Genomic DNA, 13,776 nt, shown 5'->3' on the forward strand with positions numbered 1-13,776 from the left:
GTTTATCAGGATTCAAACAAATACCAGAATAATCTTCAGAAAACATGGGAATAAAATCACCTTCAGAATATGTGGATTTTTTCATAAATCTCAACATGGGGGAAGATGTCAGTTTACTAAGTTTCATAAGCAATGAAAAAAACATTCTGAAAAAAAATTTAGAGTTGAAAAACATCAATAAAGAACCAATCAAAAAAGGAATAGAGATTTTGGAGTTATTAGTAAGAGAAATTAATGAGAATGGAGAAAAAACAGTACTAGGAAAATATCAAAAATAGTCCTGGTGGAAATTATGGAAAAAGATTCACAGATTATCAGAACGGAGATCATCAGAATTCTCAATGAGAATGGGAAAATTCGCGGTACAGAACTTGCTAAAAGGGTCATAGAAAAAATGGGCAATGAAAAGACAGTATACAGAGAAATCAGTGCATTAGTTGAAGCAGGAGAAATAGAGAAAAAAGTTCACAGTAGATCCCACATAGAATACGAATTGATAAATCTGTACGAATCAGTAAACAATCAATTAAAAAGTCTACATAAGGAGATTGAAACAGTTTTTGAAGAAATAAAAAATTTTACCATTATTAGCAAGGAGGAAAATTTTTCATTTCATGAGAGATTAAGATCAGTTATTCATTTGATACACATTGTACAGTCAACGGATGGAATTATGAAATTGCTATCACATTATCCCGCATTCAAGAAAGATAAAATGTTCTCACAGATAAATAGAAAGATAGATGATTGTTGGAAAATAATCATGGATGTTATTGCACATCAACCAGAAAAGGATTTCCTGAATGAGGTCCTGGCCAATTTAAGAATACCACAAATAGACACTAGCAATGTTAACTGAAATTTTTTAATTTTTCCACTATCACTTTAAGAATTTCTTCATCATCAAGAAGAATAAGTGGAAAATTATTTTCATCGCTTGCTTTACGAAATTCCGTATCTTTTGTTACAATGATCATGTCGTTTTCACGAGCGTAATTAATAATAGAATAGTCCGAACCTAGCTTCTTTCCTTCCCTCTGTAATTTTCTTACACTTTGAGCATCATACCCCAAATTTATCAATCGTTCATCCATTCCATCTAGGTTTTCATCTACAAGAATTTTCATAAAAATTACTAAGTTAAATTCAATATTAGTGTAAATAAATCATGAATGTCAAATACTTATTTTCAATGAAATTGTTTATTGCTCATGGATGAGAAAAAAGAGGATAAATCAGCAGAGTCAATGAAGAACCATATTGTGTATTATAGATCTTTAACTAAAGTAATTTCAAATATTAAAAAAGAAAAAGAGCAAGAAAACGAATCGGCAATCAAAGAACACCTAGAAAATAGAATCGAAGCCATGGAAAAAGACAGAAAACGAATAAGAGACATGTTTCCAGAAATCAAGGAAGAAGAATGGAATGGCAACGCCGACTGAAAAAAATCACAATAAACATCTAGACTTGCTACAGGATTATAAAATTCATTTAGTAAAATACATCGAAGAATTAGAAAAACTGGACAAACAGTCAGAATTTGCAAAAAAATGGAACGAGGCTACAATTAAGGAAAGAAAGTACGAAGTGCAGGTAGTAGACAAGATAATCAAAAACTTAATCAGATTTTAGACGATGTTTTTGGGTTAAATCATAAAGAGAGTTACAAAAATCATCAAGATGTTCTATCGATACCCCATCAAACCAAGCCAGTTCGTCATCTATACTGAAATTTGTAAAATCTGCAGACATGTTTAGGAATTTTATTTCTTTATCAAATAATTTTTTGATTTCCACTAATCCTTTATCGGTCAATTCGTAATTACACGTAATCAAATCAATTTGAACATAATAATTTCCATGACGAGGGTTAATTTTTGCCTTAATGAAAGGTTTGTTTAGCTGCCGGCATTCCTTGTAATGTTTATCATACTCAAACATCTTCGAATCGCCAATATACTTGTGAAATGTCATATTTTTTAAAATTCGGTATAGAGTCTAAATTTCAGAGGTAATTTTCTTAATGCGTGTAATTAATCGGATTTTTGTATCAATTGGCATTTCTGGCTCCATTGTAAAATATACAATATTTCTTTTTGTGTAAATAACCATTTGAGATACTTTTTCTCTTTCAACGTGAACGTAACGCACTTTACCAAGAGAACGATCAAACTCCTTTCGCATTGATCTTCGTTGTGCAACTTGTTTGCAGAAATGTTCTTCTTCTTTTTGGGTTTTAAGACTAGTTTTGCCTGTTTTCATGATTGCTTCTCGAATGTTACCTTTTGGATCAATAATAGCTGCAAATCTCATTTTTGGATCTAAATTTAGAATTTTCTGAACAATTTCCAAATAATCAAATTTTGTTGCGGTTGCCATATCTAGTGTGAAAAATATTTTGCTAAATATAAGCTATCAAAATATTTCAAAAACATGCAATATGAAAAAGCATAGTTAAATCCATTTGAAACCTTACAAAAGCATGAAAGAGTCAATTTTCAATACTCTTAATGAGTTGGAAGTACAATCCACCCTTGAAAAATCAAGAATGGTAGACACATTGCCTGAGAACAGAATGCTTGCAATTACTAAAGAAACTGGAGAATTACTAAACATGCTTTTACGCCTAAAAAATGCCAAAAACATGTTAGAAATAGGCACATCGGTAGGATATTCATCAATATGGTGTGCTGAGGCAATTTTAGAACAAGCAGGTAAGATAATCACAATAGAGCAAAATCCAAACAAGGTAAAGAGGGCAAAAGAAAACTTTCTAAAAGCAGAGATCCAAGATGCAGTTGAAATCAAAGAAGGTCATGCACTAGACATCCTAAGCAAAATGAGTTGCATTGATGAATACAAAGAATATTTTGATTTTGTTTTAATTGATGCGGATAAAGAAAACATAATCGAGTATTTTGATTTAATACTTCCAATGGTTTCTGTAGGAGGAATCATAGTCACAGACAATATGTTGTATCCCGAAAAATATCGTGAACACATGAAAAAATTTTCAGATTATTTGAAAGAAAATCCGGATCTCAACACCATAACATCAAACATTGGAAATGGTGAAGAAATTACAATCAAAGTAAGATAATCATTCTTTTGCTGTTTTCTTGCTAGAGGATTTTTTACTAGGTTTTAATTTTTTCTCTATAGATTTCAGCTTTTTGTTTTTGTCATCAATTTGTTTTTTGATTTTTTCCTGTTCAGATTTTAGTTTTTGATTTTTGATTTTTATTTGCTGTTCAATTTTGTCACGTTTCTTTTTTAGGGATTCAAATAATTTTTCTTCTTTTTTAAGTTGTGTGTTTAATTTAATTTGTGATTTTAATTTGTCTTTTTCTTCTTGAGTCTTTTTTAATATTAGTTCTTTTTCTTTGGATATTGTACTGATTAAGTTTAGCCGTTTTTCTTTGGCAGAAATCAATTCTTTTTCTTGTTTTTTAAGAATTTTTTCAAGTTTTTCAGATTCTGTAAATTGTGCCTTTTCTTGATTAACTTGTGAAACAATATCTTCGTAATCTTTCTTGGTTTGTTCGAATTCTGCTTGTCTTAATTTGATGTCGTGTGCGATTTTGGCCTGTTCTGCCAGGCGTGATTTTTGCTCCTCAGCCATTTGTGCTAGCAACATCTGTTCTTTTTGAACCTGTTTTTCAATTTCTTCTTGGTCAAGTTGTGCTTGAATCAGTTGTTTTTTTTGCTCATTTAGTTCTCTTGTGATTTTAGTTTTCTCAACATCAATTTTTTTAATTATTTGCTCTCTTTCCTTTTTTACGTTAGCTAATTCTTCCTTTTGAGAGATAATTTCTTGTGACAGTTTTGTTTGGGCTTCGATTCTTAGTCTTTCATCTTTAATTTGTGATTCAAGAGAGGATTTTTCATGAGTGATTTTTTGCTCATATTCTTTTCTATGAGATATTAACTGTGTTAATTTTGAACGCTGATGATTTATTTCGTCAGAAATCTTTTCTTGTTGTTCAATTTTTGCCTCTTCATTTTTTATATCGGCATTTATTTCTGTTAGTTCATTAGAATTATTTTTTGGACTCCATCCTTTTGGCATGCTACCCCTAATCTCTGTTTTTGGTTCAATAGTAGAAACAATTTCTTTTGGAGGTGGTGAAGAAACAATTTCTTTTGGAGGTGGTGAAGAAACAATTTCTTTTGGAGGTGGTGAAGAAACAATTTCTTTTGGAGGTGGTGAAGAAACAATTTCTTTTGGAGGTGGTGAAGAAACAATTTCTTTTGGAGGTGGTGAAGAAACAATTTCTTTTGGAGGTGGTGAAGAAACAATTTCTTTTGGAGGTGGTGAAAGTACTTTCTTTTCTTCTACAGATTTAATTTGAGGATCTGAGTTTAATTTTGACTCAAGGTAAGACACGTCGGAATGATAAAGGGATTTGTTACTTTCAAGCGTGTCATAGATATGTTGCAATCTCCCAGGATCTCCTTTTCCTGAATCAATCAGTTCTTGAATTTTTGGAAGAAGATCATTTTCTTTTTTAACTGAATCGTCATAAATTGAAAATGAAGAATCCAACTTACTTTCTAAATAGACCTGATCTGAGTGATACAGAGGACGGCTACTTTTCAAATATTCAAGTATATGATACAATCTGCCTGCATCACCATTACCAGTATCAATTAATGACTCTACTTTTTGAATTGTTTCTGTCAGGGTCAGTTGTTTCAAATCGTTGCCACTCTTTTGATTATTTTTTATATAATTTGGTAAAGATAACTGTTTAAAAAAAATTCACACGTACATGAATTTTAGGTGATTAAGATCCAAAATACAGCGCAGATGGGTTATCCACGATATCAATATTCCAAGTATTTGATGTCAAGATATTGTTGTTTATTAATCAGAAATAATCATCGCTAATATGAAATCAGGATTTGCGGTAATTATCATTGGAATAATCATGTTTGTTGCTGGACTTGTGATGTTTTATTCAATAGAACTGGGTCAAACAAATCCTGTTTTGAGATTAGTAAAAAATATTGGAACGTTCACAGGTCTTTTAGGAATGGGCGTAACGCTAGCTGGAATTTTATTAAACATAATTAACAAAAACCAACCACCCATCCAAGAAAATTCCGAAATCTGACAATACAGATATTTTGTCATCTGAATCATTGTTTGAGACAATAACTAAATTATAATATGTAAAAAGAAAACATTTTGAAATGTCTGAAAAAGTTTGGCTAGGCGCAATTTATTTGAAAGACGAGGGAGGATACGAGATAATCATAAAATCATTGAAACATTATAAAAACAGATTAAAAACGATGGGCAACAGCCCAGAACTAAAAAATGCCGCTGCAATGTTTGCATCTGTATTAAATCAGCAAGCAATGAAGACAATCCCGGTAATTGATGAAACAATTAAAAAAATTCAAGACAATTTATCAGATATTCAATCTATCTCCAAATTAAGTGAAGACATATCATTTTTAGAAAAAGCCCTATCTTGTTATGAGGCGGACATCAACAAAGCAGAAGATACAGGGCACGAGTATTTTGTCAATCTAGTAGGAAACATGATAGAAGCAAGGAATGATCGAAAATCAATCAAAGTTGCATTACGTAAAATAAAACAGTTTTCAGAATAATCTTACAAACCTTGCAAATACCAGTCCAAGTAAGGAGTTAACGCTTTGCACTGTTTTATTTTTTCAGATTCATCGTCAATTTGCGTTATCTTTTGAATTTTACCTTGAAGATACTCAGATGTCAGTTCACTTTTAAACTCAGGCATTATTTTGTTCAAGATTTCAAGAATTTCCTCAGAAGACGCACTCTCAAAATTTTTCATTATGCGAGTGATTTGTTCTTCCAGAGTCACAAAAGCTAGTCTCAAAATCCCTTTATTATTTTATACACCTAAAGAACATCATCGTCATTCCAAGTAAGACGAAATTTTCCAGTAACTCTAAACATGTTGAGTTTTCCGCCTTCCTTAAAGTTGAGTTTGTATGATTTGTGGGAGTCATCCTCAATGTCTATACTTACACCATCTTTGATAGTCTGAAAAACAATTGGATTGTTTGAAATTTGCTTCCATTCATTCTCGGCAAAATCAAGATAGAACTTGGTGTACAGCAACCCCATGATGATTAATGCATCTACCTGAATAAATAACTAGATGAGACTAGTCTATTTCAATGAATTTTTGGGTAGGATTGATCCCAAATAACTTGTAATTGCCGGGAAAAGGATTTCAGAATCACGATCATTCCTCATTATCTCAAACACACTGTGGATTAATTGCTGAATTGTCAGATGTTCGTCACGATACAGGGTTTTTTTAGGATTTTTTGCAGCATCCAAAATGGTAAACCCATTGTCAGTCTCCAACAAGTTTCTCAGCAGTGAATTCACTGTGTTTATTTTCTCATCAATATCCTTATGTGGAAAATCAGTGTTCAATCTCTTAATTTGTAACTTTAAATCATGAAAAGAATTTGTCGTATTTCTTTCAACTAAATGCTGAGATTTGGATTCGTAATTATTTGAAGGCAAGTAAAATTTCATATTTGCTTTTGTTTGAACTGTGATGATCTCTTTTTCAATCAACATGTCTCGTGTCTTTTCAAATGTGGTTTTGGCCATAAATTCAGGAACAATCAATTTAATCAAGGCATTGTGATGCAGATTGGGATTGTTGCGGATCATCTGGAAAACTATCCTTTCACGCTCATATGATTCCAGGTTAGGCTCATTATGACTCATTTTATCTAGGTCGACCTATATTACAAAGGTTGTCTATAAATCAATGTCGGTAAAAATTCAGTGCTATTAACATCAAACAGAAATTTTGAAATTCACCATTATAATGCGCATTACAAGCAAAACGACAGATAAATGGAAAAATGTCCATTTATTTTTCAAAAGCCAGGCACGAATTAAATGGAGATAAATGGAGATAAAAAAAATTTGAAAAAATGCCTGATGAGATTTGCCTGCAAAACGGAATCTATTGAAGATCGATAATCTTGCGACATATTTGGGAATGATGTAGTCTAAAAAATACAAATAATTTTTACATCATAATACTGGCCAGTACCAAGTTCCAGAAATGAATGAGATCTTTTAATGCTAAAGACACCATTTAACATTATTGCAAAACATGCACATGTTGTTCGGACTGACTGGAATTTTCTTTATTGGGCTGATTCCATATGGTATGTCCGACTCTGATGAACAATATTTGCAACTCAAAGAAATCTATGATGAGCAAAGATGGAATCTTGAAAAAGAATTTGAGGAGAAATTCCAAGAATCAAGGAAATATTTTGATGAGCAGAAACAGGCAATCCATGACAAAAATGAATCTGATTCCCCATTAACCCCTGAGCAAACTGATCAAATGCTCAAAGACATCTTTTTTGAATTCATAGAAAGGCAAGAGGAAATCAAAATTGAATACACATCCAGAGTAGACGCACTTAATGCAATGTTCAAAATAAAATTTGAACAATTCGGTAATGAAATGCCATTATGGGTTGAAAAAGTGATGGAACTATGGCAGAAAGGAAAAATATCTGATGTTGAGTTTGTAAATTTTTTATCATTTGTGATCAACAATGACATAATCAAACTAGAACAGTGGATATTTTCAGAGTATAATCATTAGGGCAAACATCTTGATAGTAGAATTAATGAAAAAGGCAAAAATTACACATTACAATCCAGACAAGCAGAACGACTTACATCAAAGGAGGGATTATTTATGACAGAGTTGACGATATAGGAAAAATTGAAATCTATGATAAAAAAATAAAGTTAAATTCGGATAGAAAGAGATGGTGGTTTTCTCAATTGGAATCACTAAATGATGAGAAATTCTGCGATTCCGTGCCTATTCCTATTGATATTGTGGGTTTTACTCCAAAAATGGTAAATTTGAGAAATCTCGAGGAATTGGACAGTTAGGAGACGAGACCATTATTCACAAGGATACCAAACTAGACTCAAAAGGAAGACTGGTGTATGAGTTTGAAAAGACTAGGGTGGGAACTATCAAGATGAATATCAAAAATCACACCCTTGATAAGATTGGATCATTTTCCACTGTAAAGAGAAACTTGAAACTTAACGGTGATAGGGGCCGGCATTGGTGGGGAAAACTAACGGATGTTAGATTGAATGAGAGGAATATCTCAACTCCTTTTTCGTTTCCTTTAGATGAACCTAAGAACATTTGATGTTCATAGGGGTTATTCTAGGAAATTTTTTTGTTATGAATTTTCAATTACTTTAAATGAACTGAATTTTGTTCAGTTACCAATATGTCTAAATGTCTTTATAAAAATTCCCAGTTTGAAACCATATGTACAAATGAAACAGATTTAGATTCCAAACTTTGTATATTTCATGATTTAAAATATTATCAAGAACATCCAGATGAAATCAGTGATGCTTTTCAAAAAAAATAGAAAAATCACTTGAAGACAATACCGCCCTAAATTGTCAAGGATATCATCTAGTTAACGCTATATGTTTTATGATTAATTTTAACAATGATGTTGATTTTTCACATGCGCATTTTCATGGAATTCAAACAAGTATCACCCATGTACAATTCAACGGTACAAAAACAAATTTCTCTCATGCAAAATTTGACACAGAATCAGTTTCTTTTTTGATGACTCACTTCAACGGCACAAATGTTGATTTCTCTTATACAAAATTCCATGGATCAGAAGCAAGTTTCAACAGTACAAAATTTCATGCACAGAAGATAAATTTTGCTCATTCAGTATTTTTATCAGATAAAATTCTTTTTTATGAAGCATCTTTTATGGGAGAAATTAATTTTGGGCATGTTCAGTTTAACAATTTCACATCATTTGGCGATGCGATAATTGATAAAAATGCCGAAATTGAATTTAATTCTGATTTATCTAAAGTTTCATTTTATAATGTAAAAATTGGAACTAACATGAAATTCGGACTATATACTAAATGGAACAAACAAAATAAAATTTATGATGAAATAAGACTTGAAGAAAATGATTCTAATGGACTGAGATTAATTGCAGGCATAATTTCTCAATATCAGGGCCTTAGAGATAATTACGAATATAATTTCAATTATGAAGACGCAGGAAAATTTTTCATAAGAGAGTCAGAAGTTTTGAGAAATTACGAAGACCCAAACCCTTTTGAAAATAAAACTACTTTTTCCAATAAACTCAAATCTGCATTTTCAAAATCTAAAAAAATAGAAGAAAAAAAATCCGAAGAAGAAATATTAAAAATTAAAAAGAAAAGTAGATTTCACAGATATGTTTCAATTCCTTTTGTATACAAGCATATTGCAGATTATGGGGAGTCATACAAAAAGCCGCTTGGTATTTTGATAATAATTTTTACGTATACTATGCTGAGTAGTGCTGTTTTGCAGCATGTTGAAAATAATCTGGACATCTTAGATGCTTTCGCGTATGGTACTTCTAGAGCCCTTGGTGCATTTGTACCGTATCTTGATGTAGCAGATACCACAGACAAGCCGTGGGATTATGCAGTTAAAGCAATCGCATTACCACTTACAGGTCTTTCATTCATTGCACTAAAGAGAAGATTTGAAAGAAAATACAGAAACACAGTGTTAGGTAATTAATTTCCAACAAATCATACCATCGTCCTACGTTAGTCAATCTGGAAAATTTATGCGTAAAGAGGGGGGACTGCTTTTTTACTCTTTGTCGATAAACTCGTTAACACCTGGTGGGTCTGGTGCCAGTCCCTTTCTCTTTCTAATTTCAGCAACGGCAGGTCCTAGCATTGATTTTGGAACTTCGGTCCACTCTTTAAACGAAGTATTCCAAGTTGCACGTCCTGCTGTTTGACCCCTCATCTCTTCAGATAAAGTGAAGGTTTCAGAAGCTGGAATCTCACCTGTGATAATGCTTGAAGCGCCTTTTTGAGACATGTCCAATACTTTGCCTCTCTTTCCAGAAAGGACAGTTGCCACGTTTCCAACCAAATCAGTAGGAACACGAACTTCGATAGCCAGAGTTGGTTCTAAAACTGCAGTTCCAGCAGTAAGTAAAGCACCCATGCATGCTCTTCTGGAAGCAGGACCCAATTGAGAAAGTCCTCTGTGTGCAGTGTCTTCGTGAGGTACAAAGTGGGTGAAGATAAACTTGCAATTCCTCATCTGTTCTTTACAGAGAGGTCCTTCCTTCATCACTTCTTCAAATCCGGAATTAATAGAATCGGTTGATTCCTGTACAAATTGCACACCTTTGGTTCCGTTAATCAAAACATTTCCACGTGAATCAAATTTCATCACTCTCTTGATTGTGTCAGTATCCCATCCAGCTTTCTTTAGAAGCTCTGCTACAACCTTTTTATCTTTCATATCACTGATTTCTCCAGTTCTTAGCATGTGTGCAATTTCAGGTTCTAGGGGTTCTACTTTCATGAAAATCTTGTTGTGTCTGTTTGGAGATTTTGCCATGATTGGTTCGCATGTTCCCTTTACTGTTTCTCTATAGTTAATCAAAGGTTCAGATGTGACAATTTCACATTTTGCGTCTTGAATTCTGTGTGTTGCCACATCAAGATGTAAAACTCCCATTCCCGCAACAATTGTCTCACCGCTTTCTTCATCAATTTTTACAATCAGGTTTGGATCCTCGATTGTTAGTTGTTTGAGAATTTCAACAAGTTTAGGTAAATCTTTAGGATGCTTTGGCTCTATTGCGATTTGAACAACAGGTTCTGAAACATAGTGAACGCCTTCAAACATAGGAATGTCTTTAATTGAAGATAGTGTGTTTCCGGCTCTAGCTTCAGTTAAGCCAAGTAATGCAGGGATGTTTCCAGCACCAAGTTCGCCTACTTGTTCTCTTTGGTTTCCCATAAAGAAGTTAACAGATTGAATACGTCCCTCTCTCTTTGAATCAATAATGTTAATTGTTTGTCCGTCTTTGATTTTGCCAGAAAACAATCTTCCTATTGCCACAGGTCCTGCAGCAGGATCTAAAACCATATTCACAATCATCATGATTGTGGGGCCATCATCACTGCATGCAAGCAATGCTTTGCCAACGTCGGATTCCAAATCACCTTTCCAAATTTGTGGAATTCTGTACTTTACTGCCTCATGTGGGGCAGGATGATGTTTTACAACCATTCCAAGAACTGCATCAGCCAGTGGTGCTTTTTCTACTAGTTCTTCCACTTTTTCGTTCTGATATGCATCGATTACATCCTTAAATGAAATTCCCTTTTCTTTCATCAAATCAAGATTGATTGCCCATCTATCCTTTGCAGAACCAAAGGTCACACTGGCGTCCTGGATTGATACTTTCCATTTTTCCTTGTATTCAGGTTCGGCATATGTGTCAATTAATTGGTTAAAGTTTGATACGACATCTGCCAATTGCTGTTGCATTTTTTCTGGTGTTAATCTTAGTTCTTTGATGAGTCTATCAACTTTATTGATAAACAAAACGGGTTTTACACGCTCTTCTAGGGCCATTCTAGTTACAGTTTCAGTTTGAGTCATGATACCTTCTACAGCATCACACACTACAACTGCACCGTCAATTGCTCTGAGGCTTCGAATCACCCTTCCACTAAAGTCGACGTGGCCGGGTGTATCAATCATGTTTATGACGTATTCTTTATTGTTTTTTGTAAAGTGTAAAGTAACGTTTGCCTGATAAATTGTAATTCCTCTTGCTTGTTCCTCTTTGTCAAAGTCCATTGCCAAAGCTTTTCCAGCAGCAGATGGAGCGATAATTCCAGAGTTTGCCAAAAGACTGTCACTCATGGTAGTCTTTCCGTGGTCAACGTGAGCGATAACACCAAAGTTTCGGATTTGATCCTTGTTCTTAATGATTTTAAGAACCTCTCCTGTTGACTTGAATTTTACCATATTCGCAGACCCTAATATTCAGCTATTAAACCTTAGCCTTAGATCAGTAGATCATTTGATTTGAAACATTACGAATATTTTCTGCCGTGACAAAATGACATTCTCTCTTCTTTTTCCTTTTGGCCTCATTAAGAGAAATGAATTGTGAAAAAAATATGCAGTAAACCATTTGAGAAATCTTTTCAGAGGGCATGTTTGGGTGAAGGACATTGATTCCAATCTTTTTGAGATTTTGCGCCAGTTGAGTGTTGTGAGAGTTTTTTGCCTCGAAAATTATTACGGTATCACCTTTTTTTGAAGAAAACAACTCCATGTGAGAGAACTGTTCTATTCTGCAATAGTGCGAATCATAGCCCAAAATTTCATAAAATTTTGCAGCGCAATACATGGCCAAAGGAAAGGTATGGAAATTTCCCAAGACAAAAAGCCTCTTTGAGATTTTTGCTTTTTTTGCGTCAGATTTTGCTTTAAGAAATAGCACGTTATTTTTTGGAATGGTTATTTTTCTTACAAGGGAAACGCATGTGAGGGCGCTTTCTAAAAAAGATATGCTGCCAGCAGTAAAGACGCCATGGTTTCCGGCAGTAAGCAGAATGGTGTCATCAGATATTTTTGCCAATTTGCTTTTAGGTTGAGAGGTTATCGCAGTTGTTTTTTTTGCAATTGTTGCAACTCTAATGTTGGTAATGGTATTTCCAGATATAGATACAAAATAGACATGTTTTGATTTTACTAATTCTCTATTTGAATACAAATCTAACGGGTCCATTGCTTTTACAAGACCATTTGAAAATGATTCTGCCAACATTGCAGATGCCAGAGAATCGCCACTGCCAGAAAACAGTGTGTTTTTTTGTAGATTTTCAGATATTGGATTTTGTTTTTGGAATGATTTTAAAAAATCTAATTGAAGTTCTATGTCTTTCTCATATGCTGCAATTGAATTCACAATATCAAGATATTTCAGACATATATTAGAAAAACGATTCAAGACAGATTTTAGTATTTATTACGAGAATTTGGGAAATAAATATGGAAATTTCTGTAGGACATACTCCTGATTCGGATGACGCATTCATGTTTTATGGAATGTTTACAGGCAAAGTTCCATCTCCAGATTTTAAAGTGAATCATGTGATTGAAGACATTGAGAAACTAAATCGCAAAGCTACAGATCCAGAACTTGATGTCACAGCAGTTTCAGTTCATGCATGTGCATACATACCAGGATATACGATTTTGAGAAGTGGCGGGAGTTTTGGAATAGGTTACGGGCCAATTGTGACAGCAAGAGAACAAAAATCAATTGACGAACTAAAGAAATGCAAAATTGCAATTCCGGGAAAAATGACGTCTGCGTTTTTACTACTCCAGCTAATGATTGGAAAATTTGATTTTGTGGAGATGAATTTCAGTGAGATTCCGGAAGCAGTGAGAACAGGAAAAGTCGATGCAGGGCTAGTAATTCATGAAACCCAATTATCATACGCACAAGAGGGAAATGTCAAGATTTTAGATGTTGGAGAATGGTGGGATAAGACGACAGATGGTCTGCCTGTGCCTCTTGGAATCAATGTCATGAGGACAGATTTGGGCATGGATACAATTGTAAAGTTTGACAAATATTTGCAATCATCGATTGAATTTGGTTTGAAGAATTTTGATGACGCGTTAGAATACGCGATGCAGTATGCCAGAGGAAAGAAACGAGACTTGATTGAAAAGTTTGTAAAAATGTATGTTAATCAGGTCACAGTCAATATGGGGGATCCAGGTGAAAAATCAATCAGAAAACTCTTTGAGATGGCAAAAGAGAAAAAACTGGTTCCAGATTTTCAGATCAGTATAGCCACCAAGTAATTATAGAACA

20 protein-coding genes are annotated in these 13,776 nt (G+C 33.6%); 11 read left to right on the top strand and 9 right to left on the bottom strand.

The genetic code is table 11. The features are described from left to right. Positions 1 to 44 precede the first annotated feature (44 nt). Both OO712_RS05965 and OO712_RS05970 read left to right on the top strand, forming a co-directional pair. Positions 45 to 278 carry a hypothetical protein gene (locus OO712_RS05965; RefSeq protein WP_109875947.1) on the top strand — a complete coding sequence of 78 codons (234 nt, stop codon included), beginning with the start codon at positions 45 to 47 and terminating at the stop codon, positions 276 to 278. A gap of 14 nt (positions 279 to 292) precedes the next feature. After that, on the top strand, positions 293 to 859 hold the full coding sequence (locus OO712_RS05970; protein ID WP_109875948.1) for a hypothetical protein: 567 nt from the start codon (positions 293 to 295) through the stop codon (positions 857 to 859). Here the strand turns inward: OO712_RS05970 and OO712_RS05975 are convergent. Next, complete coding sequence (locus OO712_RS05975; RefSeq protein WP_109875949.1) at positions 852 to 1,127, bottom strand: DUF5615 family PIN-like protein; 276 nt, start codon at positions 1,125 to 1,127, stop codon at positions 852 to 854. The genes OO712_RS05970 and OO712_RS05975 overlap by 8 nt on opposite strands. 84 nt (positions 1,128 to 1,211) lie before the next feature. On the opposite strand from OO712_RS05975, the gene OO712_RS05980 reads away from it, so the two are divergent. Together OO712_RS05980 and OO712_RS05985 are read left to right on the top strand one after the other, a co-directional pair. Beyond that, positions 1,212 to 1,445 (top strand): hypothetical protein, encoded by a 234-nt coding sequence (locus tag OO712_RS05980; RefSeq protein ID WP_109875950.1) that lies wholly within the window; start codon positions 1,212 to 1,214, stop codon positions 1,443 to 1,445. After that, positions 1,429 to 1,635, top strand: a complete 207-nt coding sequence (locus OO712_RS05985) for a hypothetical protein (protein ID WP_109875951.1) — start codon at positions 1,429 to 1,431, stop codon at positions 1,633 to 1,635. The genes OO712_RS05980 and OO712_RS05985 overlap by 17 nt, the downstream gene beginning before the upstream one ends. Here the strand turns inward: OO712_RS05985 and OO712_RS05990 are convergent. Beyond that, on the bottom strand, positions 1,621 to 1,977 hold the full coding sequence (locus tag OO712_RS05990) for a hypothetical protein (RefSeq protein WP_109875952.1): 357 nt from the start codon (positions 1,975 to 1,977) through the stop codon (positions 1,621 to 1,623). The two genes, OO712_RS05985 and OO712_RS05990, sit on opposite strands and share 15 nt — an antisense overlap. A gap of 24 nt (positions 1,978 to 2,001) precedes the next feature. Next, complete coding sequence (locus OO712_RS05995) at positions 2,002 to 2,382, bottom strand: DUF6659 family protein (protein ID WP_109875953.1); 381 nt, start codon at positions 2,380 to 2,382, stop codon at positions 2,002 to 2,004. 103 nt (positions 2,383 to 2,485) lie between these two features. Between OO712_RS05995 and OO712_RS06000 the strand changes: the two genes are divergently transcribed. After that, a complete protein-coding gene (locus tag OO712_RS06000) occupies positions 2,486 to 3,103 on the top strand; it encodes an O-methyltransferase (RefSeq protein ID WP_109875954.1) in 618 nt (205 codons plus the stop codon). Here OO712_RS06000 and OO712_RS06005 read toward each other — a convergent pair whose 3' ends face one another. Further along, positions 3,104 to 4,702, bottom strand: a complete 1,599-nt coding sequence (locus OO712_RS06005) for a hypothetical protein (protein WP_264953643.1) — start codon at positions 4,700 to 4,702, stop codon at positions 3,104 to 3,106. A 193-nt stretch (positions 4,703 to 4,895) separates the two neighbouring features. Here OO712_RS06005 and OO712_RS06010 point away from each other — a divergent pair, with 193 nt between their 5' ends. Together OO712_RS06010 and OO712_RS06015 are read left to right on the top strand one after the other, a co-directional pair. Then, positions 4,896 to 5,120 (top strand): hypothetical protein, encoded by a 225-nt coding sequence (locus OO712_RS06010; RefSeq protein ID WP_109875956.1) that lies wholly within the window; start codon positions 4,896 to 4,898, stop codon positions 5,118 to 5,120. Positions 5,121 to 5,199: 79 nt separating this feature from the next. Beyond that, entirely contained in the window at positions 5,200 to 5,625 is a 426-nt protein-coding gene (locus tag OO712_RS06015; protein ID WP_109875957.1) for a hypothetical protein, read from the top strand. Positions 5,626 to 5,627: 2 nt separating this feature from the next. Here OO712_RS06015 and OO712_RS06020 read toward each other — a convergent pair whose 3' ends face one another. From OO712_RS06020 to OO712_RS06030, 3 genes are read right to left on the bottom strand one after another with little or no spacing between them, the layout of a single operon-like run. Continuing rightward, on the bottom strand, positions 5,628 to 5,873 hold the full coding sequence (locus OO712_RS06020; protein WP_225866792.1) for a hypothetical protein: 246 nt from the start codon (positions 5,871 to 5,873) through the stop codon (positions 5,628 to 5,630). A 23-nt stretch (positions 5,874 to 5,896) separates the two neighbouring features. Continuing rightward, positions 5,897 to 6,124 carry a hypothetical protein gene (locus tag OO712_RS06025; RefSeq protein WP_109875959.1) on the bottom strand — a complete coding sequence of 76 codons (228 nt, stop codon included), beginning with the start codon at positions 6,122 to 6,124 and terminating at the stop codon, positions 5,897 to 5,899. A gap of 45 nt (positions 6,125 to 6,169) precedes the next feature. Further along, complete coding sequence (locus OO712_RS06030) at positions 6,170 to 6,625, bottom strand: hypothetical protein (RefSeq protein WP_306307571.1); 456 nt, start codon at positions 6,623 to 6,625, stop codon at positions 6,170 to 6,172. A 508-nt stretch (positions 6,626 to 7,133) separates the two neighbouring features. Between OO712_RS06030 and OO712_RS06035 the strand changes: the two genes are divergently transcribed. From OO712_RS06035 to OO712_RS06045, 3 genes are all read left to right on the top strand, one after another. After that, positions 7,134 to 7,649, top strand: a complete 516-nt coding sequence (locus tag OO712_RS06035; RefSeq protein WP_264953644.1) for a hypothetical protein — start codon at positions 7,134 to 7,136, stop codon at positions 7,647 to 7,649. A 352-nt stretch (positions 7,650 to 8,001) separates the two neighbouring features. Further along, a complete protein-coding gene (locus tag OO712_RS06040; protein WP_109875962.1) occupies positions 8,002 to 8,220 on the top strand; it encodes a hypothetical protein in 219 nt (72 codons plus the stop codon). A 299-nt stretch (positions 8,221 to 8,519) separates the two neighbouring features. Further along, the gene (locus tag OO712_RS06045) at positions 8,520 to 9,638 is read left to right on the top strand and encodes a hypothetical protein (RefSeq protein WP_109875963.1); all 1,119 of its coding nucleotides are present in this window, start codon (positions 8,520 to 8,522) and stop codon (positions 9,636 to 9,638) included. A gap of 75 nt (positions 9,639 to 9,713) precedes the next feature. On the opposite strand, the gene OO712_RS06050 is transcribed toward OO712_RS06045, so the two are convergent. Beyond that, positions 9,714 to 11,906, bottom strand: coding sequence for an elongation factor EF-2 (locus tag OO712_RS06050; protein ID WP_109875964.1), 2,193 nt, complete (start codon positions 11,904 to 11,906; stop codon positions 9,714 to 9,716). Positions 11,907 to 11,949: 43 nt separating this feature from the next. Continuing rightward, positions 11,950 to 12,855, bottom strand: a complete 906-nt coding sequence (locus tag OO712_RS06055; protein WP_109875965.1) for a sugar isomerase — start codon at positions 12,853 to 12,855, stop codon at positions 11,950 to 11,952. An 83-nt stretch (positions 12,856 to 12,938) separates the two neighbouring features. Here OO712_RS06055 and OO712_RS06060 point away from each other — a divergent pair, with 83 nt between their 5' ends. Then, positions 12,939 to 13,766: an MqnA/MqnD/SBP family protein gene (locus tag OO712_RS06060; RefSeq protein WP_109875966.1), complete on the top strand. Its 828-nt coding sequence runs from the start codon at positions 12,939 to 12,941 to the stop codon at positions 13,764 to 13,766. Positions 13,767 to 13,776 lie beyond the last annotated feature (10 nt).

The organism is Nitrosopumilus zosterae (genome assembly GCF_025998175.1).
Lineage (GTDB): Archaea > Thermoproteota > Nitrososphaeria > Nitrososphaerales > Nitrosopumilaceae > Nitrosopumilus > Nitrosopumilus zosterae.